Raw genomic sequence first — 22214 nt, 5'->3', positions numbered from 1 at the left:
GCCTATTTTTTAGGCGAAACTTTGCTTGTGGAAAGAATGCCTTCAAAAGAGGCGGGGAGGAAGACGCCGGCGGCGATCTCCCGCATCTGCGGCGTCGCGACGATCTGGCCGGCGCGCTCCATCCCGGCCAGGACCCAATCGGCATCATCAGGCTCGGGCCGCAGCGCCTCCTGGTCGAAGCGGATGAAGCGCTCGATCAGCCTGGGCGGCCGTTCGGCGCCCTGGATCAGCTCGCCATGCAGGATGCGCTCGATCAGCGGGGCGGGCAGCGCGAGCCGGTCCGGGGCCGAGAGGTGATGCGCCATGCGGGTGAAATTCTCGGGCCGGCAGGCCCAGGCGCTGGCCTTGAGGATCGCAGCGCCGAGCTTCGCAACGGCGGCCGGGCGCCTGTGCACGTCGTCGGCGCGCCAGGCCAGGACCTTGTCGTGGCAGTCGCGCCGCAGGTCGACGCTGGCATGCACCATCGCGCCGACGCCGGCCGCCACGGCCGCCGAATTCCAGGGCGCGCCGGCGCAGAAGCCGTCGATCCGTCCGCTGGCGAGGGCCTCGACGGTCTGGGGCGGCGGGACGACCTCGAAGCGGATATCCTCGCCGAGCCTGAGCCCGCCCTTCTCCAGCCATTCGCAAAGCAGGTAGATATGCATCGAGAAGCCGAAGACGGCGGCCAGCGTCAAAGGCGGCAGCCCGGCGGCCTTGCGGCGCGCGACCATGGCCGCGAGGGCGCGGGCCGAGACGGCCGTATCGGCCATATCGCCCTCGGCCAGGCGCGACAATTCCTCGAAGCGCCGAACCGAGACCGTGATCGCGGCGCCGTCGCGATTGAGCGCCATCGGCACCGCCATCGGGGCCTTCACCCCGCCGATCCCCAGCGTCGCGGCGATTGCCGCGGGGCCGAGCATATGGGCGGCGTCGAACAAGCGCACATTCAGCTTGTCGCGCAGATTCGACCAGGAGACCTCCCGCACCAGTTCGAGATTGAGCCCTTCGGCCTCGGCGAAGCCCTCGTCCTTCGCCAGCACGACCAGCGCGCAATCGACCAGCGGCATGAAGCCGACACGCAGGTGCAGCGTCGTCATTTGAGCATCTCCGCGGCGGTGATGAGGGAGCGGGCGATATCGACGAGCTTGCGCTTCTCGTTCATCGCGGTGCGGCGCATCAGCGCGTAGGCCTCTTCCTCGGAGAGGCCCTTCAGCCGCATGACGATGGCCTTGGCGCGGTCGATCGTCTTGCGGTCCTCCAGCTGCGAGCGGGCCTCGTCGAGCTCCTCGCGCAGCCGGCGGAAGGCATTGAAGCGGCTGATGCAGGTCTGCAGGATCGGCTGCATCCGCTCCTTCTTCAGCCCGTCGACGATATAGGCGGAGACGCCGGCCTCGACCGCGGCCTCGATCGAGGCGGAATCCGACTGGTCGACGAACATGGTGATCGGCCGGCGGATATGCCGGCTGACGAGGAACATGTCGGCCAGCGCGTCGCGGCTGGGATCCTCGAGGTCGATCACCACGACGTCGGGATCATGGGCCTCGATGGCGGCGACCAGCCCCGTGGTCGCAGCGATGCGGATCAGGTGCTGGTAGCCCGCTTCCCGCAGGCCTTCCTCGATGATGGCGGCCCTGACCTGGTTCGCGTCGACGATGAGGATGCGCAGAGTGGGCACCATGCCTTTCAGTCGTTCCCATCGAGTGATCCGGCGTCGCCCTATCAGGAATCGTGCCAGTGCGGCTGGCGGGCCGGCTTGGCTCTCGACATTGCAGCATATCCGTCGAGAATGTTGCCGCGGCGGCTTTGGAGCAAGGTCATGTCACTGCGGGAACCCGTCCTCCATTCCGTTCCGATCGCCGATCTTCGCCCCACGCAGATGACGGTGGGCCTCCGGGAGGTCGAGGCCAAGCGCCAGAGCTGGCGGGAGCGGGAGGGCGGCCGCGCCGAGGGGTTCCTCGGCAGCCACATGGTCCCGGCGATCAAGGGGCCCAAGGCGCGCCTCTACATCATCGATCACCATCATCTCGTCCGGGCCCTGCACGACGAGGGTCAGAAGCAGGTTTTCGTCAGCGTCATCGCCGATGTCTCATGGCTCTCGACGGCGGCCTTCTGGGTCGTCTGCGAGCACCGGAACTGGGCTCACCCCTATGACAGCGAAGGCCGCCGCCGTAGCATCGAATTGATGCCGAAGCGCATCGAGAAGCTCGAGGACGATCCCTATCGCTCCCTGGCCGGCGAATTGCGCCGCCTCGGGGGCTTCGCCAAGGACGTCACCCCTTACTCCGAGTTCCTCTGGGCGGATTTTCTGCGCAGACGCATCGGGCGCGAGCTCGTCGATGCGGATTTCGAGAAGGCGCTCAAGAAGGCGCTGAAACTGGCCAAAGGCCAGGAAGCCAGCTACCTCGCCGGCTGGTGCGGACCGGTCAAGGATTAGCCTGCCGCCGCTTGGGCGTTCACGCGCCGCGGCCGAACGCCAGCACCGCGTTGAGGCCGCCGAAGGCGAAGGAATTCGACAGCGCATGGCGCAGCACCGCCTGCCGCGCGCCCTCCGGGACGACGTCGAGCCCGCACTCCGCGTCGGGCTCCGAGCAATTGGCCGTCGGGGGAACGATCTGGTGGTGCAGCGCGAGCGCCGTGGCCAGCGCCTCGAACGCCCCGGCCGCGCCCAGGCAATGGCCGAGAACGCCCTTGATCGAGGAGACCGGGGGCAGCTTCCCGTTCGGAAAGACCGCGCGAATGGCCCGGCTCTCGACGACGTCGTTGATCAGCGTGCCGGTGCCATGCGCGTTGATGTAGTCGATAGCCGTCGGATCGAGCCCGGCGCTCGCCAGGGCGCGCCGCATCGCCCCTTCGGCCCCCGCTTGGTCGGGGGAGGTCAGGTCGCCGGCATCGGCATTGGCGCCGAAGCCGACCAGCTCGGCATAGATGCGTGCCTTGCGGGCGACGGCATGCTCCCATTCCTCGAGGACGAGGATGGCGCTGCCTTCGCCGAGCACCAGCCCGCTGCGGTTGCGCGAGAACGGCCGGCAGGTGTCGCGTGAGAGAATGCGCAGCGCGCTCCAGCCGGTCATCGTGCCGGGCGTGATCGAGGCTTCCGAGCCGCCCGTGATCGCGATGTCGCAATCGCCATGGAGGACGGCGCGGTAGGCCAGGCCGATGGCGTGCGTTCCCGATGCGCAGGCGCTCGCCACGGCGAAGGTGTTGCCGTGCAGGCCGAGATCCATCGAGATCTGGCTCGCCGGCGCGTTGGCCATCAGCTTCGGAATCGTGAGCGGGTGAACCGAGCGCCGCTGCTCGCGGTAAAGGCGCTGGAAGCTGTCGTCCAGCGTGGTCATGCCGCCGACGCTGACACCGACGACGACATCCGCCTGGGCGAGCGCCGCGTCGTCCGGCTCCAGCCCCGCATCGGTGACCGCTTCGCGCGCCGCCACGACGGCGAACTGGGACATCCGGTCGAGTGACCCCAGCCGCTTCGCGGTGAAATGGGCGTCGGGGTCGAAGTCATGGATCTGGGCGGCGATCGGGCAGGGAAGCTCGTCCATCTGCGGCAGCACCAGCGGCCCGATGGCGCTGTCCCCGGCCACGATGCGTTCCCAGGTCCTTGGCATGGTCGGCCCGGCCGGCGAAATCGCGCCGAGGCCGGTGATCGCAACGCGTCTCCGTGTCACGCCGGCGCTTTCTCGCCCAGGGCCGACTCGACGATGCGGGCGATGTCTCCGACCGTCCTCAGCTCCTTGACCCTGGGGTCGTTGGCATCGAAGGGGACGCGGATCTTGAAGCGCTCTTCGATTGCGAAGATCGTTTCGAGCACGTCGAGAGAATCGTATCCGGCCTCTTCGAGGCTGGTCTTTTCAGTGATCTCCGCGGGATCGCGGCTGATCTGTCCAGCCACGATCTCTTGCACGACCTTGAGTATGTTCATTCCCGAACCTGCGACTGCCCATGATGCTGGGGGCTAGAGGAATTCCGCGTTTTCAAGCGCCGCCGAATTGCTCTACCTCTTTGTTTTCTCGCATTTTCTTCACGCGAACCGGTGTCCGCCTCGCTTGAAAATGCGCTCGTCTGACTCGATACGGTTTCGTGGCCGATACGGGGCAAGGAGCGTCGCTCGCCGAAGCAAGGGCGCCGCACCTCGCACGTCACGGGTTGCAGCGCGTAGGGCAGGTTCCGTGCCAACCGTCCTGCCGGCGCGAGCGGCGCGGGGGCTCTCCTGTTCGACCGGCTTGTCCCTTGATATCGATGGGAAATCCCGAATGGCTGCTTTGATGCTTTATCCGGAGTGATCCGTATCGCGGATGATGCTTCCGACATTCCGTGTCGGGAGCACCAAGATTTGATGGTTCCCTCGGATTCTGCGCGGCGAGGGCCGCCGCGCATCGATTTCGGGACCCGGCGTACCCCTCACCGGCATTGCGGCTTGCCGGGCTCGCAGGGCGGCCGGTGCTGGGGCTGCGGACCATGGGCAGGCTGCGGTGCCCGCGGCCGGGCCATCATCTGGGCGCGTTGCTGGGCCTGCATCGCAGCTCGCTGCTGCATTTGCGCGGCCCGCTGCTGGGCGGCCTGCGCAGCACGCTGTTGCTGTTGCTGCTGAGCTTGCATCGCCCTTTGCTGAGCCGCTTGCGCCGCGCGCTGCTGCTGAAGCTGCGAGGCCTGCGCGGCGGCTCTTTGCTGAGCCTGCTGCTGGGCTTGCATGGCCCGCTGCTGTTGCTGCGCCTGTGCGGCACGCTGTTGCTGCTGCGCTTGCATCGCCCTCTGCTGGGCAGCTTGCGCCGCGCGCTGTTGCTGCGCTTGGACGGTGGCGGCCTGCTGGGCGCGTTGGCGCTCGGCCTGCTGCGCCGCCGCACGCTGCGCCGCGTCGGCCGCATTCGTCTGCGGAATTTGGGCAGGCTGGGGCGCGGTCCGTGGGGCTGTCGCAAGCGGCGGCGTGCCCGGGCGACCCGTCTGAGGCGTCTGCGGCGGTGCGGCGAGATGCTGCGCCGGGGCCGTGTTGCCGGGAGCGGCGGGCAGGGCGGCCGGCGCGGGCAGGGGCTTTGCACCGGCCGGAGCCGTGGCAACCGGCGGCGTGCCCGGGCGACCCGTTTGAGGTGTCTGCGGCGGTGTGGCGAGATGCTGCGCCGGGGCCGTATTGCCGGGAGCGGCGGGCAAGGCACCCGGCGCCGGCAGAGGCTTCGCGCCGGCCGGAGCCTGCGAGGGCGCGGTCTGCGGGGCCGTCGCAACCGGCGGCGCGCCGGGGCGACCCGTCTGAGGCGTCTGCGGCGGTGTGGCGAGATGCTGCGCCGGGGCCGTGTTGCCGGGAGCGGCGGGCAAGGCACCCGGCGCCGGCAAAGGCTTTGCACCGGCGGGAGCCGCGGCCGAAGGCGCGGGGCCGCCAGCGGGTGGCTGGCCGGGACGTGGCTGGCCGATGGTGGCGGGCGAGCCCTGCGGCGCTCCGGGCTGGGGCCCCGTCGCGGCCGGCGCCGCGGCGTGCGGAGGCTGCGCCTGCTGTTGCCGGGCGCGCAACAGGGCGGCGGCCGGCAGCGCGGCGGCGGTTGCCGCGATCGCGGCGGAAGCGACCGGATGCGCCTGGATCATTTGCTGGAGGCCCGAGGCGGGAGCCGGCGCCGGTCCCCCTGCTGGCGGCGCCGCTGCCGAGGCGCCGCCCGTCACCGTAGGCGGTAGGGGAGGCAGGGACTGGCCCTGCGGGCTCGTCACCACCACGCTCTGCGAGGCCGGGTTCACCACCACGGTGTTATGGATGTTGACGTTGACGACATTGACCGGCGGCGGGACGACATAGGACGGGCGTTCCACCCAGAGCGGCACCGGATGATAGATGGGGATCGGCAGCACGAACTCGGCGACGGGCGGCGGCGGGGGCGCCAGATCGACATAGAAGACGGGCCGCGGCGGCAGGAAGACGACCGGCACCGGTGGCGGGGGCGGCAGCTCGTAGACCGGATCGGCGAAATAGACCACCGGCCGCTCGACATAGACGATCTCGTCGGGCGGGGGCGGGGGCACGTCGTAGGAGAGGGCGGCAAACGACGCCGGAGGCTCGTAGGCGACGGCGAAATGGGCCAGCCGACGACGCGCGTCGCCGGCATGGGGGCCGCGCGGATAACGCCCGAGATAGGACCAGTAGGCCTCCGGGGTGTCGGCGACGGCGCTTTCGCGCCAGACGATGGCCTCGCGCCGGGCGGCCAGGATGGCGCGCACGCGCTTCGCCAGCGGATCGCCCGGATAGGCGGCCAGGAAGTCCTGATAGCCGCGCATGGTGTCGCGGGTCAGCGCGGCAAGATAGGCGTCGCGCGCGTCGAAACCCCGGATCGGCTTGTCGCGAAGCTCGACGAAGCGGTTCTGGTCCGGCGGCGCGGCGTTGGTGCGCTCGAAGAACAGGAAAGGCACCTGCACCTTCGAGGCCTGCCAGGGCACCTCGGCGCCGCCCGTCAGTTCGCTGGTGCGCAGGCGCACGCGCTCGAACAGATCGTCGAGCGGCAGGCCGCCCTGCTTGATCATCTCCGACAGCGCCGTGGCGTAGGCGCTGTAGTCCTTGCCTTCGGGTGCGATCGTGCCGGGGGCGGCATTGAAGGCGATCAGCGAGCCGGGATCGGGCTGCATCAGCGCGAGGCCCCCCGCCAGCGGCTGGCCCGAGCGGGCGAACGGATTGGCGCGCGCGGCATCGAGCACGACGATCCGCGCCTTCAGCGGCAGCGTCGCCAGCGGCCTGACGAGATCGGTCAGGCGGATGGCGGCGAGCGGCACGTCGGCGTCGCGTGCGATGCGGGCATCGACGGGAACGAGATAGTTCTCGCCCTCGAACTGAAGCCCGTGGCCGGCATAGTAGACGAAGGCGACGGTATCGGGGCCCGATGCCGCTGCCTTGTCGAGGAACTCGCGCAGGGAGGAGCGCAGGGTCGCGGTGTCGAGGTCGCGCGCCCCGACCACATCGAAGCCGGCGGCCTGCAGCGTCTGCGCGATCAGGCCGGCATCGTTGGCCGGCGTCGCCAGCGCGCCGTCCGGATAGGCGCCGTTGCCGATGACCAGCGCGATTCGCTTTTCCGACGACTGCGCGTGCGCGGGCGGGCCGCCCAGCAGAGCGGCTGCGCAAAACAGGCCGCAAACGATGCGCCATAGTGACATGGGAGCCTCCCGCGAAAGATCGCCGTAAACGAGGCTGTGCCCATCAGGCTGAACGGTATTTGAATGAAACGTGGCAGCCCGGCGGCTTTTTCGGGTCGATCGGGCTCGGCCCGGAGCGATCCGGCCGGATCCGGAGCGGGCGGGCCGGCCGCAAGAAAAGAGGCGCCGATGCCGGCGGCCCGCGCCGTCAGATCGCTGTCCGTGGAGCCGGAAACCGGGATCGTTTCGCTCCCGGATCCGGTCTCAGCCTTCGGCATCCATCTGGTGGAGCTTCTCGACGCGGCGGCGGAAATCCGCGTCGGTCGAGAATTCGGCGGCGAGATAGGACGAGATCAGGTCGCTGGCGAGCCAGGGGCCGACGATCTTGGCGCCGATGCACATCACGTTGACGTCGTCATGCTCGACGCTCTGATGGGCGGAATGGATGTCGTGGCAGACGGCCGCCCGGATGCCCTTCATCTTGTTGGCGGCGATCGAGGCGCCGACGCCGGTGCCGCAGACCATGATGCCGCGCTCGGCCTCGCCGGACGTGACCTTGCGGGCGACCTCGCGGGCGATGTCGGGGAAATCGACCGGCTGGTCGTCGTGGGAGCCGACATCGACGACCTCGTGGCCCAGCGATGTGATGTGGTCGATGACGTGCTGCTTGAGGGACCAGCCGGCATGGTCGGAGCCGATGACGAGGCGCATGGGATATCCTGTGGTGGTTGGAGCGAAAGGCCGGCGCCCATGGCGAGCGCCGGCTCGGTAGGGATCAGCCGCGCATGTTCGCGGGCAGGTCGGTGCCGTGGAACTTCCTGTAGATCGCGTTGAGCTTGCCGTTCTTGAGGTTCTGCTCGACCCAGGCGTCGAGCCTCTCGATCAGCTTCGGCTCGCCCTTCTTCACACCGATGGCGAGGTCGAAATTGGTGATCGAGACCTTGGGCTCGAAGGGCCGCGCCGGCGCCTTGACGCCGATCTGCGAGACGATCGTCGCCGAGCTCGCGACGCAATCGGCCTGGCCGGAGACGGCCGCCGTGACCATCGTCGCATCGTCCTCGTAGCGGGCGAGCTTGAGGTCGCGCTCCTTCATGTTGGTCAGCGTCGTGTCCTGCGTGGTGCCGCGCGAGACCGCGATCGTCTTGCCTTTCAGATCGTCCCAGCTCTTCGCCTCGACCGATTTCAGGCAGCCCACCACCGATTGCAGCGCGGCATAGGGTTTTGAGAAGTCGATGACCTTGGCGCGCTCGGGCGTGACCGACAGTGTCGAGATGATGATGTCGGCCTTGTTGGTCTGGACGTTGGGGATGCGGGTCGCGCCCGTGGTCTGAACGAATTCGAGCTGAAGGCCCCAATCCTTGGCGAGAAGCTCGGCGGTCTCGACATCCGAGCCGGTCGGCTTCATGGCTCCGTCGATCATGCCCGATGGCGGGATCGCGAGATCGGTCGCGATGCGGATCTTCCCGGCCTTCATGATGTCGTCGAGCAGGTCGGCGCGGGCGGCCTGGCCGGCGCAGGCCAGGGCCGTCGTCGCCAGCAGGGCAAGCGTGAGAGAGCGTTTCATCCTTGGTTCCTTCCCTTCTTTTTGGTCGTTAGAGCCCGGTTCCGACGAACTGGGCGAGTTCCGGCGTGGCCGGAGCCGACAGGATCGAGGCACTTCCGGCCTCGTGGACCCTGCCCGCATGCATGAACACCGCCTGATCGGCGATGCCTCGCGCGAACCCCATCTCATGGGTGACCATCACCATGGTCATGCCGTCCGCGGCGAGCTGTTCGATGACCTTGAGAACCTCGCCGGTCAGCTCCGGATCGAGCGCGGAGGTGACTTCGTCGAACAGCATCACCTTGGGCTGCATCGCGAGCGAACGGGCGATCGCCGCGCGCTGCTGCTGGCCGCCGGAGAGCTGCTCGGGATAGGCGTCGAGCTTCTCGGAGAGGCCGACCCTGGCCAGCATCGCCTTGGCGAGCTCGCGTGCTTCGGCTTTCCTCATCCGCTTCACCGAGACCGGCGCCAGCGTGATGTTCTGCTCGATGGTGAGATGCGGGAACAGGTTGTAGCTCTGGAAGACGATGCCGACATCCTGCCTGAGCGCCCTGAGATCGATATCGGCGGCGTCGACGCGGTGGTCGCAGACGCGGATTTCACCTGAATCGATCTTCTCGAAGCGGTCGATGCAGCGCAGCGCCGTGCTCTTGCCGGAGCCCGAGCGGCCGATCAGCACCAGCACCTCGCCGCGTTCGACGGTGAAGCTGACTCCGTCCAGCACCTTGAGCGGGCCGAAGCTCTTATGGACCTTGTCGAGCACCACGATGGGGCGTTCGACGGTGAGGTGTTCCTGGGGGCGTTCCTGGCTCATGGCTTTCAAATCTCGTCAGGCCGGCATCAGCTTCGCGCGGCCGACGCCCATGCGGCGTTCGAGACGCCGGCTGAGGAGCGAGATCGGGAAGCAGAGCGCGAAGTAGATCAGGGCGATGATCGCGTAGATCAGGAAGGGCTCGAACAGAGAGTTGTTGATGATCTGGCCGGAACGGGCGAGCTCGACGAAGCCAACGACCGAGGCGAGCGACGTGTTCTTGATGATCTGCACCATGAAGCCCACGGTCGGCGGCGTGGCGATCCGCATGGCCTGGGGCAGGATGACCTTGAGCATGCGCTGGGTGCGGCTGAGCGCCAGCCCTTCGGCCGCCTCCCATTGCGGGCGCGGCACGGCCTGGATGCAGCCGCGCCAGATCTCGCCGAAATAGGCGCCGACATAGATCGTCAGCGAGGCTCCGGCGGCCCAGAGCGGCGTGATCGCGAAGCCGAGCGCGGAGAGGCCGAAATAGCCGAGGAACATGATCACCAGCAGCGGCGTGCCCTGGACGAGCTGGACATAGGCGCCGCTGACGAGCCGCACGGCCTTGCTCGGCGAGACCCTGGCGAGCGCGATCAGGAAGCCGACGAGCCCGCCGCCGATCAGCGCGATCGCGGAGAGTCCGATCGTCCAGAGCGCGCCCTGGCCGAGGAAGAGGAGGTGGTTCGCGTTGAGGGAGCCGCCCATGGTGATCGCTCCCCTAGAGCGGCGTGCCGAGGCGCCGGCGGCGCGGGAAGAGCGCCTGCCCCAACGCCCAGAAGGCGGCGCGCAGGACGAGCGAGAGCGCGATATAGGCGAGCGCGACGAGGATATAGGTTTCGAAGGCGCGATAGGTGTCGGACTGGACGTAGTTCGCGACGGCCGTCAGCTCTTCCGCCGAGATCTGCGAGGTGACCGAGGACGCCAGCATCAGCAGCACGAACTGGCTGGTCAGCGACGGATAGACCTTCTCGATCGCCGGCAGCAGGATGACGTGCCAGTAGATCTGGACGCGCGAGAGGGCGAGCCCCTCCGCCGCCTCGATCTGGCCGGGCGGGATCGCCTCGAAGCCCGCCCGCATGATCTCGGCGGTATAGGCGCCGACATTGATGGCGAGCGCGGCAGCCGCGACGGAGAAGGCCGAGAATTTGAAGCCGATGCTGGCCAGCCCGAAATAGACCAGGAAGATCTGGACGAGCAGCGGCGTGTTGCGGATCGTCTCGACGTAAGCGGCGCAGAGCCCGGCGATGAAGCGGTTGCTGCTGCCGCGGCCGATGGCACAGAAGGTGCCGATCGCGCCGCCGGTCAGGATCGCGATGAAGGCGAGCTTCAGCGTCATCGCCGCGCCGTCGAGGAAGAGCGGCCAGCGTTCGAGCACGACGGAGAAGTCGAGATGGAGCCCCATCGCCGCCGTCAGGCCCGGTTCGTCATGCGGTCATAGACGCGAAACAGCGCCTGGTTGCCGTTCCCGCCTTCGCCATGGGCGCGCGCCTCGATGTACTGGCTGGTGACGAGCGCGGTGCCCGGCAGTGGCACCGAAAGCGCCTGCGCCTGTTCCTGCACGAGGCGCAGATCCTTCAGCATCAGGTCGATGCGGAAACCCGCCCCGGCATCGCCCGCGATCATCGCGGGGCCAAGCTTGTCGAGCATCCAGGACGCCGCCGAGCCGCCGAGCAGCACGGAGCGCATCTGCTCCAGATCGACGCCGCAGGCGCGGCCGAGCGCGATCGCCTCGCAGACCGCCTGGATATTGATGCCGCAGATCAGCTGGTTGCAGAGCTTGACCGCCTGGCCGGCGCCCGGCGCGCCGACATGGGTGATGGTCGTGCCCATGCCACGGAAGAACGGCTCGGCCCTGGCGAAGGCCGCCGCCTCGCCGCCCGCCATGATCGTCAGCGTCGCGTTCTTCGCGCCGATCGGGCCGCCGGAGACCGGTGCGTCGATGAAATCGGTGCCCGCCGCCTTGAGATCGGCATGCATCCGGCGGACGGCCACGGGCGAGATCGTGCTCATGTCGACGATCAGGCGCCCGCGCGGCGGCGCGGCCAGCAGGCCGTCCTCGCCATGGATGACATCCTCGACCTGTGGCGTATCCGGCAGCATGGTGATGGCGATATCGGCATCCGCCGCAGCCTCGGCCGGGCTCGCAGCCGGCTTCGCGCCCTCGGCCGCCAGCACGGCTACCGCCTCGTCGAGGACATCGTAGACGGTGACCCGATGCCCCGCCTTGATGAGATTGCGCGCCATCTCGCGCCCCATCGTGCCGAGGCCGATGAAGCCGACGCTGCCCGTTTCGTTCCGTCCCATAACCTGCTCTTTCGGCATTGTTTTGATGAAATCGGCGCCTTGGTTTCGCTAGGCGCTCCGCGTCTCCGACCTGTCGCCCTCGCCGGTCGCCGCGCGGCGGCGGTATTCGTCGCCGATCGCGAAATGGCGGCGCAGGGTCACCTCGGCGCGGTCGGGATCGCGCCCGACGATGGTGTCGAAGACGCGCTTGTGGTCGTCGATCAGGTAGGTCTTCATCGAGCCGAACCGCTGGACGAGCTCGCGGCGGCTGCGATGCGAGCGCGCCAGCAGCGTCGACATGGATTCATGCAGCACTGCGAGCGTCGGCGAACGCGACGCCAGCACGATGGCTCGGTGAAACTCGAAGTCGGCGTCGCCGCCAGCATCCGCATCGTCGATGGTCTCGCCGATGCGGACGAGCGCGCGTTGCAGCCGCTCGAAATCGGCGATGGTCGCGCGCTCGCAGGCCAGGCGCACGGCCTGGCACTCGATGGCGATGCGCGCCTCCATCACGTCGTCGATGAGGTCGGCCTGCTGGGCGAGCGCGAGCGTGAAGAAGTCCTTCAGCATCGAGGCGTCCGGCCGCTTCACGATGGTGCCGACACGTTCGCGGATCTCGACGATGCCGAGCATGTGCAGGGCGCGCAGTGCTTCGCGCACGATCGGCCGGCTGACGCCGAGCTGCGCGGCCAGTTCGCGTTCGGCCATGAGCCGTTCGCCCTGCTTCAGCGTGCCGTCGAGCAGCTGCTCCCGCAGATAGGCGAAGACGCGCTCGAACCCCGACGCGCTGTCGGTACCTTGAGCATCCATCCCTGACATCACCGTTCTTATTTTCTGGTAAGACCAGTACGATGACCAGAAGCGAAAATCAACCGCGAGATGGCGGCGGCGGGAAGCCGTGCGCTGTTCGGGTTCGCGAGTTCCGTTTGCCGCATCGATCCCGGAGATTTTCTGATTGCCGGTTGAACCGTGCGGCCTGAGGCGGCCATCACCGGTGCGATAGTCGCTCAGGCGATTAGGAGGCCCGCATCCACCGGGGCGTCGCGGTGGATCGCCCGGCGTGCGGTGCCGAAGAGCGCAGCGTTCAGCTCTGCGCCGCTGTCCCGGAAGCCGCCGCGAAGCGCTCGATGCGGAAATCGTGCAGCGGGATCTCGGTCGTGCCCGTCGCGATCAGCTCGGCCATGGTGTCGCCGACGCCGGGGCCGAGCTGGAAGCCGTGCCCGCTGAAGCCGAAGGCGTGGAACAGGCCCGGCGTGGTGGCGGAGGGGCCCATCACCGGCAGCATATCGGCGAGATAGCCCTCGCAGCCCGACCAGGTGCGGATCACCGCGACATTCGCCAGCGCCGGCAGCAGACGCACGAGCGTACGCAACTGGGCCGGCAGGCGTGCCGGGTCGGCCTTGGCGTGGCCGGGCTCGAGATCGACCGCGACGCGCTCCGCCGCGCCGCCGAAGACGATGTTGCCGCGCTCGACCTGTCGAAAATAGCCGTCCGCTCCATGCTGGCGGCTCCAGATGCCGACCACGGGCAGGACGCGGTGGGGCAGGGGTTCCGTCACACCCATCTGCGGGCCGCGCGGCGTCAGCGGCACGGGCTCGCCGAAACGGGCGGCGATGGCTGCGCCCCAGGCGCCGGCCGTGTTGAGCAGGCGATCCGCCTCGAACACGCCTTTGGCGGTGGTGACGCGGAAGCCCGCCGCCGTCGCCTCGAGGTCGGTGACCGCGCAATCCTCGACGATGCTGGCGCCGAGCCGCCGCGCCGCATCGGCGAAGGCGGGCGCGATCAGCCGCGGATTGCCGGACCCGTCCTGCGGGGAGAACGAGGCCGCGATCGCGCCCGGCCCGAGACCGGGAAAACGCGCCCGGATCTCGTTGGCGCCGAGCTCTTCCAGTTCCAGCCCCCAGGGACGCGCGGCTTCGGCATAGGCGCGCATATCCGCCAGCGCGTCCTCCTCGAAGATCAGGCGCAGATGGCCGGTGGCGCGGAACTCGACGTCGCGCCCGAGCAGGCGCGCCGCCTCGCCCCAGAGCGCGCGGGAACGATGCGCCAGCGGCAGTTGCGTGAGATGGCGGCCGGTGCGGCGGATATTGCCGAAGGAGGCGACGGTCGCTCCCGTCCCCACCCGGCCGCGCTCGAGCAGCGTCACGCGCAAGCCCCGCCGGGCCAGGAAATAGGCGGAGGCGGTCCCCATCAGGCCGCCGCCGAGCACGATCACGTCCATATCCGCCTCTCGCCGCGCCGAGGCGGCAGGTCGTCCATCCGCCGAAGCTGCTGCCCGCCGGAACTCCAGTCAAAGACGCGTTGGCGCGAAGGCCATAAGCGCCGCCTATGGACATGGTGCAAGGCGGCAGCCGTCGAGGGCATAAGTCCGGCTTATGCGTCTGCCCGGCTTGTCTCTTGGACGGGACAGCGTCGCCCATGCCAGCTTCCGGGTCGGCACAGGAGAGGCATGGACATGGCAGGCGGGGCAGCGCTCGGCACGGATATGGGCGACGGCGCGGATTGGAAGATCGGTGTCGATATCGGCGGCACCTTCATCGATTTCTGCGCTCTGGAAGCGCGCAGCGGCCGCGTCGCCTCGCTCAAGGTGCTGACGACACCGGACGATCCGGGCGCGGAGCTGATGACGGGCCTCACGCTGCTGGCCGAGCGCGAGGGGCTCGACGCCACCGCCGTGACGCGCTTCGTCCACGGCACCACGGTCGGCGTCAACACGGTCATCCAGCGCAAGGGCGCGCCGCTCGCGCTCTTCACCAATGCCGGCTTCGAGGACGTTATCGAGCTCGCCCGGCTGCGCATGCCCGAAGTCTATTCCCTGTTCTGCTCCCGCCCCGAGCAACTCATTACCCGCGACCGCGTCTTCGGCATCCCCGCCCGGATGCGCTCGGACGGCCGCGAGACGGTCAAGCCCGATCTTGCTGCGGTTGCCGCCGCGGTGGCTTCGGCCAAGGCGCGCGGCGCCGTCGGCATCGTCGTCGCCTTTCTGCATGCCTGGCGCGACGGCACCCAGGAGGAGGCGGTGAAAGCCGAGATCGCGCGGCTCGCGCCCGAGCTCTTCGTCTTCACCTCGGCCGAGGTCTGGCCGGTCATCCGCGAATATGAGCGCACGACGACGGCGATCCTCAACGCCTATGTCCATCCGCGCATCGCCGGCTATCTCTCGGCGCTGGAAGCGCGGCTGGAGGGGCGCGGCGTGCCCGCGCGCTGCCTGCTCACCAAGTCCAATGGCGGCGTGATGAACGCCGCCGAGGGCAAGCGCGCCTGCGTCTCCATGCTGCTGTCGGGCACGGCCTCGGGCGTGATCGGCGCGGCCTGGTTCGCGCGGCAGGCTGGCGAGAAGCGTGTGCTGACCCTCGACATCGGCGGAACCTCCGCCGATTTCGCCCTGATCATCGACGGCGAGGCGCAATACGGTACCGGCGAGATGATCGGCGAGTTCCCGCTCTATATCCCCTCCGTCTCGGTCAGCTCGATCGGCATCGGCGGTGGCTCCATCGCCTCGGTCGACGGGCAGGGCGTGCTGCGCGTCGGCCCGGAATCGGCTGGCTCCACGCCGGGGCCCGCCTGCTACGGCCGCGGCGGCCACCAGGCGACGGTGACGGACGCGATGGTGGTCTGCGGCTGGCTCGGCCATAGCGAGATGGCCTATGGCCAGCTCAGCATGGATACCGGCCTCGCTTGCGCTGCCGTCGGGCGCCTCGCCGAGGCGCTCGGCCGCTCGGTGGAGGAGGCGGCGCAGGCCATCCTCGACATCGCCGTCTCCGAGATGTTCGTCGAGGTCGAGAAGCTCTCGTCGCGGGCCGGCGTCGATCTCAAGGATTTCACGCTGATGCCCTTCGGCGGGGGCGGCCCGATGCTCGGCGCCTTCCTCGCCCGCGAACTCGGCATGACCCGGCTGATCGCACCGCGCCGCCCCGGCGTCGTCTCGGCATTGGGCGGCCTCGTCGCCGATCTGCGCGGCGATTTCGTGCGTACGCTCTTCGCCGAATTGTCGCCGGGTGTGCTGCCGGAGCTTCACCGGGCCTTCGCGGCGATGGTGCAGGACGGGCGCGCCTGGCTCGCCGCCCAGGGCCATGCCGGACCGGCCGATCTCAGGCTCTCGGCCGATATGCGCTATGTCGGCCAGAGCTACGAGATCGAGGTTCCGCTGCAGCCCGCCTGGCTGGAGAGCGGCGACGCCGAAGCGATCGCGCGGGAATTCCACCTGACGCATGCGCGCATCTACGATTTCGACGATGCGCAGGGCCGCGTCGAGATCGTCAATCTGCGCCTCTCGGCCATCGGCGCCGGCCCGGCGCTGACCTTCCCCGAATGGGATGAGGTCGATGAACAAGCAGAGCCCGAACGCGAGATCGCGGTCCATACCGGCGGTGCCCGCCGCGCGGTCGGCCTCTACAGCCGCGCCGAGCTGAAGCCCGGCAGCCGCTTCGCCGGCCCGGCCGTGGTGGCGCAGGAGGACACCACCGTCGCGATCCCCCTCGGCGCCCGCGCCCGGATCGACCGCCATCTCAACCTGCACCTGACCTTCGCGGAGTGACGCCGATGTTCGACCGGATGAAGCTGCAGGTCCTCGCCAACCACGCCCGCGCCGCGGCGGAGAATATGGCGCATACGCTGCACCGCACGGCGCATTCCGCCTTCGTCAAGGAGACGGAGGACTTCACGGTGATGCTGATCAGCCGGCGCGGCGACACCTTCTCCGTGCCGATGGAGCTGGGCGCGACCTGGTATCCCGGCCTCTCCTGGGCGCCCGCGATCGAGATGGTCGACAACTACAAGCCCGGCGACGTGGCCTTCACCAACGACCCCTATTCCTGCTTCGTCGCCACCCACGCGCCCGATACCCATCTCTGGAAGCCGGTCTTTCACGAGGGCGAGATCGTCGCCTGGACGGGCGGCCATATCCACAACACCGATATGGGCGGCGCGGTGCCGGCCTCGCTGTCGCGCGCCCTGACCGAGATCCATCAGGAGGGCATCCGCTTCCCGCCGATGAAGCTCGTCAACGAAGGCGTCTTCGACGAGCAGATCCTGCGGATCATGACGACGAACGTCCGCAAGCCGGACCTGAACATCGGCGACATCAAGGCCCTGGTCGGCGCGCTCAACACCGGCGAGCGCAAGGTGCTGGCGATGATCGAGAAGTTCGGCCGACAGGCCTTCCTCGAGGGCGTCGATGCGCTGCTCGACCATGCCGAGGCGCAGGCGCGCGAAGTGCTGCGGGCCATGCCGGACGGGACCTGGGAGTTCGCCGATTATGCCGACGAGGATTCGGTCGAGGCCAATCCCTGCCGCCTCAAGCTCAAACTGACGATCCGCGGCGGCGAGGCGGTGCTCGATTTCACCGGCTCCGATCCGCAGCTCGCCTCGTCGCTCAACGTGCCCTCCGGGGGCAACCCCCGGCATACGATGCTGCTGGTCGGGGTCTATTACGTCCTCTACACGCTGAACCCGAAGATCCTGCTCAATACCGGCCTGACACGCCCCTTCACCTGCATCGCGCCGGAAGGGTCCGTGCTCAACCCGGTCTTCCCCGCCGCGGTCGGCATGCGCTCGCTCACCTGCGCGCGGCTACGCTCGGTGATCTTCGGGGCGTTCTCGCAAGCGGTGCCGGAGCGTTTGCCGGCAGCACCTGCTGGCAACAACTGCATCGTCAACGTGATGACCACCGACGAGCGCACCAGCCGCACCGTCATCGCCGCGGTCAACCCGGTGGTCGGCGGCGGCGGCGGCATGCCGCATCGCGACGGCACCAACGGCTCGGGGGCCGACGCCGCCTATCTCAGGAACACGCCGATCGAGATCACCGAGACGGAGACCCCGGTCGAGTTCGTCAGATACGGGCTGGCCAGGGATAGCGGCGGCGCCGGGCGCTGGCGCGGCGGGCTCGCCACCGAGATGGCCTTCCGCGTCTTCGCGCCGGATAGCCGCATCACCGCCCGCAACCGGGACCGCAGCTTCTTCCGCCCCTGGGGTGTGCTCGGCGGTCGCGCGGCGGGCCTGTCGGACATGGTCGTCAACCCCGGCCAGCCGGAGGAGCGACGGCTCGGCAATATCGACACCGCTGTGCTCCAGCCGGGCGATGTGCTCGAAATCCGCTCCGCCGGCGGCGGCGGCCGCGGCCATCCTTTCGACCGTGAGCCCTGGCGCGTCGCGATGGATGTGGCGCGCGGCTACGTCTCGGCCGAGGCGGCGGAGCGCGACTATGGCGTCGTCATCCGCGCAGGCGAGGTCGACGAGGCGGCGACGCAGGCGCGCCGCGCATCACGCCCGCCGGTCGAGGGCCATTTCCATTTCGGCCCCGAGCGCGAGGGCTACGAGGCGCAATGGACGCCGGAAGCCTATGACCGGCTCACCGCGCTGCTTGCCGGCCTGCCGATCCACTGGCGCTTCTTCGCCAAGACGGAGATCTTCCGCCGGATGAAGGGCAAGGTGGGCGCGCAGGGCGTGGCGCAGGCTTTCAGGGAGGCGCGCCTGCGCTTCCCCGAAATGCCCGAGGGCGGTGCTGCCTTGCCCGAGGCGGCCGAGTGAGCGCGGCGGGCCATCCGGCCGGGCGCCTCGTCCGGCTTGCCGAGACGAATCGCGCGCCGATGCGCTTCGTCCTCGACGGCGCGGAACGGCAAGCACTTGCCGGCGACACGGTGCTCAGCGCCATCCTTTCCGTGGCGCCGGCGCTGCGCCGTTCCGAATTCGGGGTGGAAACCCGCGCCGGCTTCTGCCTGATGGGCGCTTGCCAGGATTGCTGGGTCTGGCAGGAGGAGGGGCCGCGTATCCGCGCCTGCTCGACGCCGCTCACTGAGGGCATGCGGCTGCTGACCGACGCTCCGGGAGACTGGCCGTGAGCAGCGGCGGAACGCCGCGCGTGGTCGTCGTCGGCGCCGGTCCGGCTGGCATCCGCGCCGCGCAGACGCTCGTCGCGGCCGGGCTCACGCCGATCGTGATCGACGAGGCCGAGCGCGCCGGCGGCCAGATCTATCGCCGGCCGCCACCCGGTTTCACGCGCCCGCCCGAGACCCTCTACGGTTCGGAAGCGTCGAAGGCGGTGGCGCTGCATGCCGCCTTCGACGGAACGCTCGCGGCAGGCCGGCTCGTCCATCACGCACGCAGCTCCGTCGCCGCCATCGCGGAAGGGCGCCTGCTCGTGCTCGGGCCGGCCGGCAGCCATTGGGTCGCCTATGATCGCCTGATCCTCGCGACCGGCGCGATGGACCGGATCATGCCGGTGCCGGGCTGGGAGAACCCCGGCGTCTACGGCCTCGGCGCGATGCAGATCGCGCTGAAGGCGCAAGGCGCGGCGCTCGGCCGCCGGATCGTGCTGGCGGGTTCGGGCCCGCTGCTCACCTTGCTCGCGGTGCAGTTGCTGAAGGCCGGCGGCGAGGTCGCGGCGGTGCTCGACACCTCGTCGACGCGCCGGCAGCTTGCCGGTCTCGGTGGTCTCGCGGCGCGGCCGGTTTTCGCCCTGCGCGGGCTCGCGATGCGGGCGCGCCTCGCCGGTCGCTACCATGCCGGGGTCCGGCTCGACCGGATCGAGGCCGATGAACGCGGACCCGTCGCCATCTGTTGGCGCGACGCGGCCGGGCAGGAGCGTCACACGGACTGCGACGCGGTCGGCCTCGGCTGGCATCTGCGGTCCGAGACGCGGCTCGCCGATCTCGCCGGGTGCGATTTCGCCTATGATGAGAGCTGGCGCCAATGGCTGCCGAAAGCCGACGAGATGGGGCGGGCCAGCGCGGGCGTCTATCTCGCCGGGGACGGCTTGCGCATTCTCGGTGCCGATGCGGCCGAGGTCGCGGGGCGCCTCGCCGCCGCTGCCTGCCTGCAGGATCTCGGCCTGTCGGCGCCCGACATCGCCGCCGACAGGCGCCGTTTGCGTCGTTTCACCCGCTTTGCGGGCGGCATCGCCGAGGCCTTCCCCTGGCCAGAAGCGGGCGCGCTTCCGGACGAGACCGTGATCTGCCGCTGCGAGGGCGTGACGGCAGGAGAGCTGCGCGAGACCGTCGATTTCGGCGGCGGCGAGGTCAACCGCGCCAAATCGCTCGGGCGTGTCGGCATGGGGCGCTGCCAGGGCCGCTATTGCGAGCTGGCCGCCGCCGAGATCGTGGCTGCCCGCGCAGGCCTTGGCTCTGCTCGCGAAGCCGGCTGGCTGCGGGCCCAGGCTCCGGTCAGGCCCGCGCGGATCGGTGCGTTGCTGGAGGACGCCGACGGTTGAGGCGTCTGCGCGAGCTCACTCGCCCGCAAGCGCCGCCCGGCTGAAGTCGCGGCCGGCGGCTCTGAGGCAGTCGCGCATCCATTCATGGCTGGCGGAGAGCGGCCGGTCCTTGCTGGTCACGATCGCGATCGGCACCTCGATCCGCGGCGAGAACGGCCGGGCGACGATGCCGTTGAACTGCTCCCATGGCAGCAGCCCGTCGACGACGGCGAGGCCGAGGCCGTCGCGCACGAAGGGCAGCGCCGTGATGGACAGGTCGATCTCGATCGCGGGAGCATAGGCAAGCCCCTCCGTTTCGGCCGCAACCGCGAGCAGGCGCCCCGGCAAGGTGTCGGCGCGGTAGGAGATCAGGGTCTCTGCCTGGATATCCGCGAAGCCGATCCGGTCCAGCGCCGCGAGCCGATGCTGCGCGGGCAGCACGCAGACCAGATCGGCATGGCCGACCGTCTCCGTGACGATTCCCTGATGCGGCAGGTTGTTCATGGTGATGCCGAGCGAGACCTCGCCGCTGCGCAGCATGTCGATGATGCTCGCCTGCGACGCGATGAGCGAGCGCACGACGATGTCGGGATGCGCTTCCCGGAAGGCGAGCAGCGCGCGCGGCACGATCGACATCGAGGGCGGGGCGGATGCCGCCAGCCTGACGAGCCCGGTGCGCCCGTGCCGCATGTCGACGGTGCGCCGCCGCAGCGCATCGAGCTCCCCGAAGATGTGCTCGGCCTGGGCGTAGAGCTCCTCGGCCTCCTGCGTCGGCACCAGCCGGCCGCGCACGCGGTCGAACAGCTTGAAGCCGAGCTGGTCTTCGGTGTGGAGCAGGATCTGGCTCAGCGCCGGCTGCGAGATGTTGAGCATCGCCGCCGCGCCGGTGACGGTGCCGCTGCGCATCAGCGTGCAGAAGACTTCGAGTTGGCGGGCCCGCATCGGTGGTTCCAGCATCGGCGATGGCGCAGACATCGCCGCCGCGAGCGCCGATGTCCAGTCCGATGCTTTAACGCTGTTCCCAGCGATCCAGCATCTCGTAGAACTGGACGGCGAGCGGCAGGAACCAGGGCTTGCCGTAATAGAGCGGGCGGCTCCTGAACGGCAGGTCCTCATAGGCGCTGGGCTTTTCCACGCTGCCGAGCATGCGCTCAGCGATCCTGTGGCCGAACCAGCTTGCCCGCGCGATGCCGGTGCCGTTGTAGCCACAGGCGTAGAAGATGCCGTCCTGCTGCCCCAGATGCGGCAGCTTGTCGAAGGTGAAGCCGGTCTGGCCATGCCAGTAATGGGTGAGGGGCGTCCGTTCCAGCTCCGGGAAGACCTGCAGCATCTGCTTGCGCAGATGGCCCGCATTGGCCCGCGCCACGTTCTCGCCGTTGACCTTGAGCACGCGGCCGCCGAAGAGCACGCGCGTGCCGTCCGGCGAGGGCCTGTAATAGGTCACGACGCGCTGGCTGCCCGCCAGCATGCGCCGCTTCGGCATCAGCCTGTCCATGACCTCTGGCGGCAGCGGCGCCGTGGCGATGAGCGCGCTGCGGATCGGGATGATCCGCCGCTGCAGGAAGGGCAGGAGCGAGCCCGTATAGCCGTTGGTGGCGACGAGGAGCTGCTTCGCCGCGATCCGCTGCCGGCCGATGGAGACGGTGAAGCCGCCGGCGTCCGGCGCGATCGCCATGACGCGCGCGCCGCCGAAGAGCTGGGCTCCGGCGCGGTGCGCCGCCTCGGCGAGGCCTGCGACATAGCGGGCGGGATGGAGCCCGGCATAGCCTGGAATGGCAAGGCCGCCATGGTAGAGATCGGTGCCGATCTCGCCATGCTGCTCGGCCCGCGGCACCAGATAGGCGTCGCAGGGCATGACCTTGCGGATGCGGTCGAGTTGGCGGCCCATGGCGTCGTAGAGGCGCGGCGTCATCGCCCCGCGGAAATAGCCCACCACTGCGAGGTCGCAGGCGATGGCCTCGCGCTCCACCACGTCCTTGACGTGCTGGAGCGCGAGAAAGCTCTCTTCGACGATGGCGCGTGCCTTTTCCGGCCCATAGGCCATGGCCGTGTCGAAGGTCGCCCATCCCGGCCCCAGCATGCCGCCGTTGCGGGATGAGGCACCCCAGCCCGGCGCTTCCGCGTCGAGCACCGTCACCTGCTTGCCGGCTTTCGCCAGCGTCAGCGCCGCATTGAGGCCGGTGAAGCCTGCCCCGACGATCACGACCTCGCTGCTGGCCGGCAGCGCGGTGGAGGGGGCGGCCTTGGGCTCGGCCGCATCCCACCAATAGGGCGTGTCGACGGCGCCCTCGGCGAAGAACGGCCCGGTCACCTGTGCCATGCCGCGATCC

The 22214-nt window shown here is 69.3% G+C and carries 20 protein-coding genes; 5 read left to right on the top strand and 15 right to left on the bottom strand.

What is annotated here, in order from left to right:
* Positions 1-2: 2 nt before the first annotated feature.
* Complete coding sequence (locus tag GGC47_RS01625; protein ID WP_142020329.1) at positions 3-1076, bottom strand: CmpA/NrtA family ABC transporter substrate-binding protein; 1074 nt, start codon at positions 1074-1076, stop codon at positions 3-5.
* Positions 1073-1657 (bottom strand): ANTAR domain-containing response regulator, encoded by a 585-nt coding sequence (locus GGC47_RS01620; protein ID WP_038361565.1) that lies wholly within the window; start codon positions 1655-1657, stop codon positions 1073-1075. Before GGC47_RS01620 ends, GGC47_RS01625 begins: the two co-directional genes overlap by 4 nt.
* 138 nt (positions 1658-1795) lie before the next feature.
* Between GGC47_RS01620 and GGC47_RS01615 the strand changes: the two genes are divergently transcribed.
* Positions 1796-2413: a ParB-like protein gene (locus GGC47_RS01615; protein WP_142020330.1), complete on the top strand. Its 618-nt coding sequence runs from the start codon at positions 1796-1798 to the stop codon at positions 2411-2413.
* A gap of 19 nt (positions 2414-2432) precedes the next feature.
* On the opposite strand, the gene GGC47_RS01610 is transcribed toward GGC47_RS01615, so the two are convergent.
* From GGC47_RS01610 to GGC47_RS01560, 11 genes are all read right to left on the bottom strand, one after another.
* On the bottom strand, positions 2433-3647 hold the full coding sequence (locus GGC47_RS01610) for a beta-ketoacyl-[acyl-carrier-protein] synthase family protein (RefSeq protein WP_142020331.1): 1215 nt from the start codon (positions 3645-3647) through the stop codon (positions 2433-2435).
* Positions 3644-3901 (bottom strand): acyl carrier protein, encoded by a 258-nt coding sequence (locus GGC47_RS01605; protein WP_112763476.1) that lies wholly within the window; start codon positions 3899-3901, stop codon positions 3644-3646. The genes GGC47_RS01610 and GGC47_RS01605 overlap by 4 nt, the downstream gene beginning before the upstream one ends.
* Positions 3902-4380: 479 nt before the next feature.
* Complete coding sequence (locus GGC47_RS01600; RefSeq protein ID WP_142020332.1) at positions 4381-7098, bottom strand: caspase family protein; 2718 nt, start codon at positions 7096-7098, stop codon at positions 4381-4383.
* A 243-nt stretch (positions 7099-7341) separates the two neighbouring features.
* Positions 7342-7788, bottom strand: a complete 447-nt coding sequence (rpiB, locus tag GGC47_RS01595; protein ID WP_113252181.1) for a ribose 5-phosphate isomerase B — start codon at positions 7786-7788, stop codon at positions 7342-7344.
* Between the two features lie 64 nt (positions 7789-7852).
* On the bottom strand, positions 7853-8641 hold the full coding sequence (locus GGC47_RS01590; RefSeq protein ID WP_142020333.1) for a transporter substrate-binding domain-containing protein: 789 nt from the start codon (positions 8639-8641) through the stop codon (positions 7853-7855).
* Positions 8642-8669: 28 nt separating this feature from the next.
* Positions 8670-9434, bottom strand: coding sequence for an amino acid ABC transporter ATP-binding protein (locus tag GGC47_RS01585; RefSeq protein WP_142020334.1), 765 nt, complete (start codon positions 9432-9434; stop codon positions 8670-8672).
* Between the two features lie 15 nt (positions 9435-9449).
* Entirely contained in the window at positions 9450-10118 is a 669-nt protein-coding gene (locus GGC47_RS01580; protein WP_142020335.1) for an amino acid ABC transporter permease, read from the bottom strand.
* 13 nt (positions 10119-10131) lie between these two features.
* Complete coding sequence (locus GGC47_RS01575; protein ID WP_113252184.1) at positions 10132-10815, bottom strand: amino acid ABC transporter permease; 684 nt, start codon at positions 10813-10815, stop codon at positions 10132-10134.
* An 8-nt stretch (positions 10816-10823) separates the two neighbouring features.
* A complete protein-coding gene (locus tag GGC47_RS01570) occupies positions 10824-11717 on the bottom strand; it encodes an NAD(P)-dependent oxidoreductase (protein ID WP_142020336.1) in 894 nt (297 codons plus the stop codon).
* Positions 11718-11765: 48 nt separating this feature from the next.
* On the bottom strand, positions 11766-12506 hold the full coding sequence (locus GGC47_RS01565) for a FadR/GntR family transcriptional regulator (RefSeq protein ID WP_142020337.1): 741 nt from the start codon (positions 12504-12506) through the stop codon (positions 11766-11768).
* Between the two features lie 274 nt (positions 12507-12780).
* Positions 12781-13917 carry an NAD(P)/FAD-dependent oxidoreductase gene (locus GGC47_RS01560; protein ID WP_142020338.1) on the bottom strand — a complete coding sequence of 379 codons (1137 nt, stop codon included), beginning with the start codon at positions 13915-13917 and terminating at the stop codon, positions 12781-12783.
* A gap of 234 nt (positions 13918-14151) precedes the next feature.
* On the opposite strand from GGC47_RS01560, the gene GGC47_RS01555 reads away from it, so the two are divergent.
* The 4 genes from GGC47_RS01555 to GGC47_RS01540 are packed head-to-tail and all read left to right on the top strand — an operon-like array spanning position 14152 to position 19905.
* On the top strand, positions 14152-16233 hold the full coding sequence (locus tag GGC47_RS01555; protein WP_429066631.1) for a hydantoinase/oxoprolinase family protein: 2082 nt from the start codon (positions 14152-14154) through the stop codon (positions 16231-16233).
* A 5-nt stretch (positions 16234-16238) separates the two neighbouring features.
* Positions 16239-18227: a hydantoinase B/oxoprolinase family protein gene (locus GGC47_RS01550; RefSeq protein ID WP_142020339.1), complete on the top strand. Its 1989-nt coding sequence runs from the start codon at positions 16239-16241 to the stop codon at positions 18225-18227.
* A gap of 59 nt (positions 18228-18286) precedes the next feature.
* Positions 18287-18538: a (2Fe-2S)-binding protein gene (locus tag GGC47_RS01545; protein WP_112763546.1), complete on the top strand. Its 252-nt coding sequence runs from the start codon at positions 18287-18289 to the stop codon at positions 18536-18538.
* Positions 18535-19905 carry an FAD/NAD(P)-dependent oxidoreductase gene (locus tag GGC47_RS01540; protein WP_142020340.1) on the top strand — a complete coding sequence of 457 codons (1371 nt, stop codon included), beginning with the start codon at positions 18535-18537 and terminating at the stop codon, positions 19903-19905. The genes GGC47_RS01545 and GGC47_RS01540 overlap by 4 nt, the downstream gene beginning before the upstream one ends.
* A gap of 15 nt (positions 19906-19920) precedes the next feature.
* On the opposite strand, the gene GGC47_RS01535 is transcribed toward GGC47_RS01540, so the two are convergent.
* Together GGC47_RS01535 and GGC47_RS01530 are read right to left on the bottom strand one after the other, a co-directional pair.
* Positions 19921-20826 (bottom strand): LysR family transcriptional regulator, encoded by a 906-nt coding sequence (locus tag GGC47_RS01535; RefSeq protein ID WP_038361601.1) that lies wholly within the window; start codon positions 20824-20826, stop codon positions 19921-19923.
* Between the two features lie 67 nt (positions 20827-20893).
* Positions 20894-22204, bottom strand: a complete 1311-nt coding sequence (locus GGC47_RS01530; RefSeq protein WP_142020341.1) for an NAD(P)/FAD-dependent oxidoreductase — start codon at positions 22202-22204, stop codon at positions 20894-20896.
* Positions 22205-22214 lie beyond the last annotated feature (10 nt).

The organism is Allobosea sp. OAE752 (genome assembly GCF_050433265.1).
GTDB classification, from domain to species: domain Bacteria; phylum Pseudomonadota; class Alphaproteobacteria; order Rhizobiales; family Beijerinckiaceae; genus Allobosea; species Allobosea spartocytisi.
This window is presented reverse-complemented; position numbering and strand designations above follow the sequence as displayed.

Bases quoted from the DNA above. Each gene is read 5' to 3' on its own strand.
- GGC47_RS01530 (WP_142020341.1), bottom strand. From the start codon at position 22,204: ATGGCACAGGTGACCGGGCCGTTCTTCGCCGAGGGCGCCGTCGACACG.
- GGC47_RS01550 (WP_142020339.1), top strand. From the start codon at position 16,239: ATGTTCGACCGGATGAAGCTGCAGGTCCTCGCCAACCACGCCCGCGCC.
- GGC47_RS01585 (WP_142020334.1), bottom strand. From the start codon at position 9,434: ATGAGCCAGGAACGCCCCCAGGAACACCTCACCGTCGAACGCCCCATC.
- rpiB (WP_113252181.1), bottom strand. From the start codon at position 7,788: ATGCGCCTCGTCATCGGCTCCGACCATGCCGGCTGGTCCCTCAAGCAG.
- GGC47_RS01600 (WP_142020332.1), bottom strand. From the start codon at position 7,098: ATGTCACTATGGCGCATCGTTTGCGGCCTGTTTTGCGCAGCCGCTCTG.
- GGC47_RS01590 (WP_142020333.1), bottom strand. From the start codon at position 8,641: ATGAAACGCTCTCTCACGCTTGCCCTGCTGGCGACGACGGCCCTGGCC.
- GGC47_RS01580 (WP_142020335.1), bottom strand. From the start codon at position 10,118: ATGGGCGGCTCCCTCAACGCGAACCACCTCCTCTTCCTCGGCCAGGGC.
- GGC47_RS01575 (WP_113252184.1), bottom strand. From the start codon at position 10,815: ATGGGGCTCCATCTCGACTTCTCCGTCGTGCTCGAACGCTGGCCGCTC.
- GGC47_RS01555 (WP_429066631.1), top strand. From the start codon at position 14,152: ATGGCAGGCGGGGCAGCGCTCGGCACGGATATGGGCGACGGCGCGGAT.
- GGC47_RS01545 (WP_112763546.1), top strand. From the start codon at position 18,287: ATGCGCTTCGTCCTCGACGGCGCGGAACGGCAAGCACTTGCCGGCGAC.
- GGC47_RS01620 (WP_038361565.1), bottom strand. From the start codon at position 1,657: ATGGTGCCCACTCTGCGCATCCTCATCGTCGACGCGAACCAGGTCAGG.
- GGC47_RS01535 (WP_038361601.1), bottom strand. From the start codon at position 20,826: ATGCGGGCCCGCCAACTCGAAGTCTTCTGCACGCTGATGCGCAGCGGC.
- GGC47_RS01570 (WP_142020336.1), bottom strand. From the start codon at position 11,717: ATGGGACGGAACGAAACGGGCAGCGTCGGCTTCATCGGCCTCGGCACG.
- GGC47_RS01565 (WP_142020337.1), bottom strand. From the start codon at position 12,506: ATGGATGCTCAAGGTACCGACAGCGCGTCGGGGTTCGAGCGCGTCTTC.
- GGC47_RS01605 (WP_112763476.1), bottom strand. From the start codon at position 3,901: ATGAACATACTCAAGGTCGTGCAAGAGATCGTGGCTGGACAGATCAGC.
- GGC47_RS01625 (WP_142020329.1), bottom strand. From the start codon at position 1,076: ATGACGACGCTGCACCTGCGTGTCGGCTTCATGCCGCTGGTCGATTGC.
- GGC47_RS01615 (WP_142020330.1), top strand. From the start codon at position 1,796: ATGTCACTGCGGGAACCCGTCCTCCATTCCGTTCCGATCGCCGATCTT.
- GGC47_RS01560 (WP_142020338.1), bottom strand. From the start codon at position 13,917: ATGGACGTGATCGTGCTCGGCGGCGGCCTGATGGGGACCGCCTCCGCC.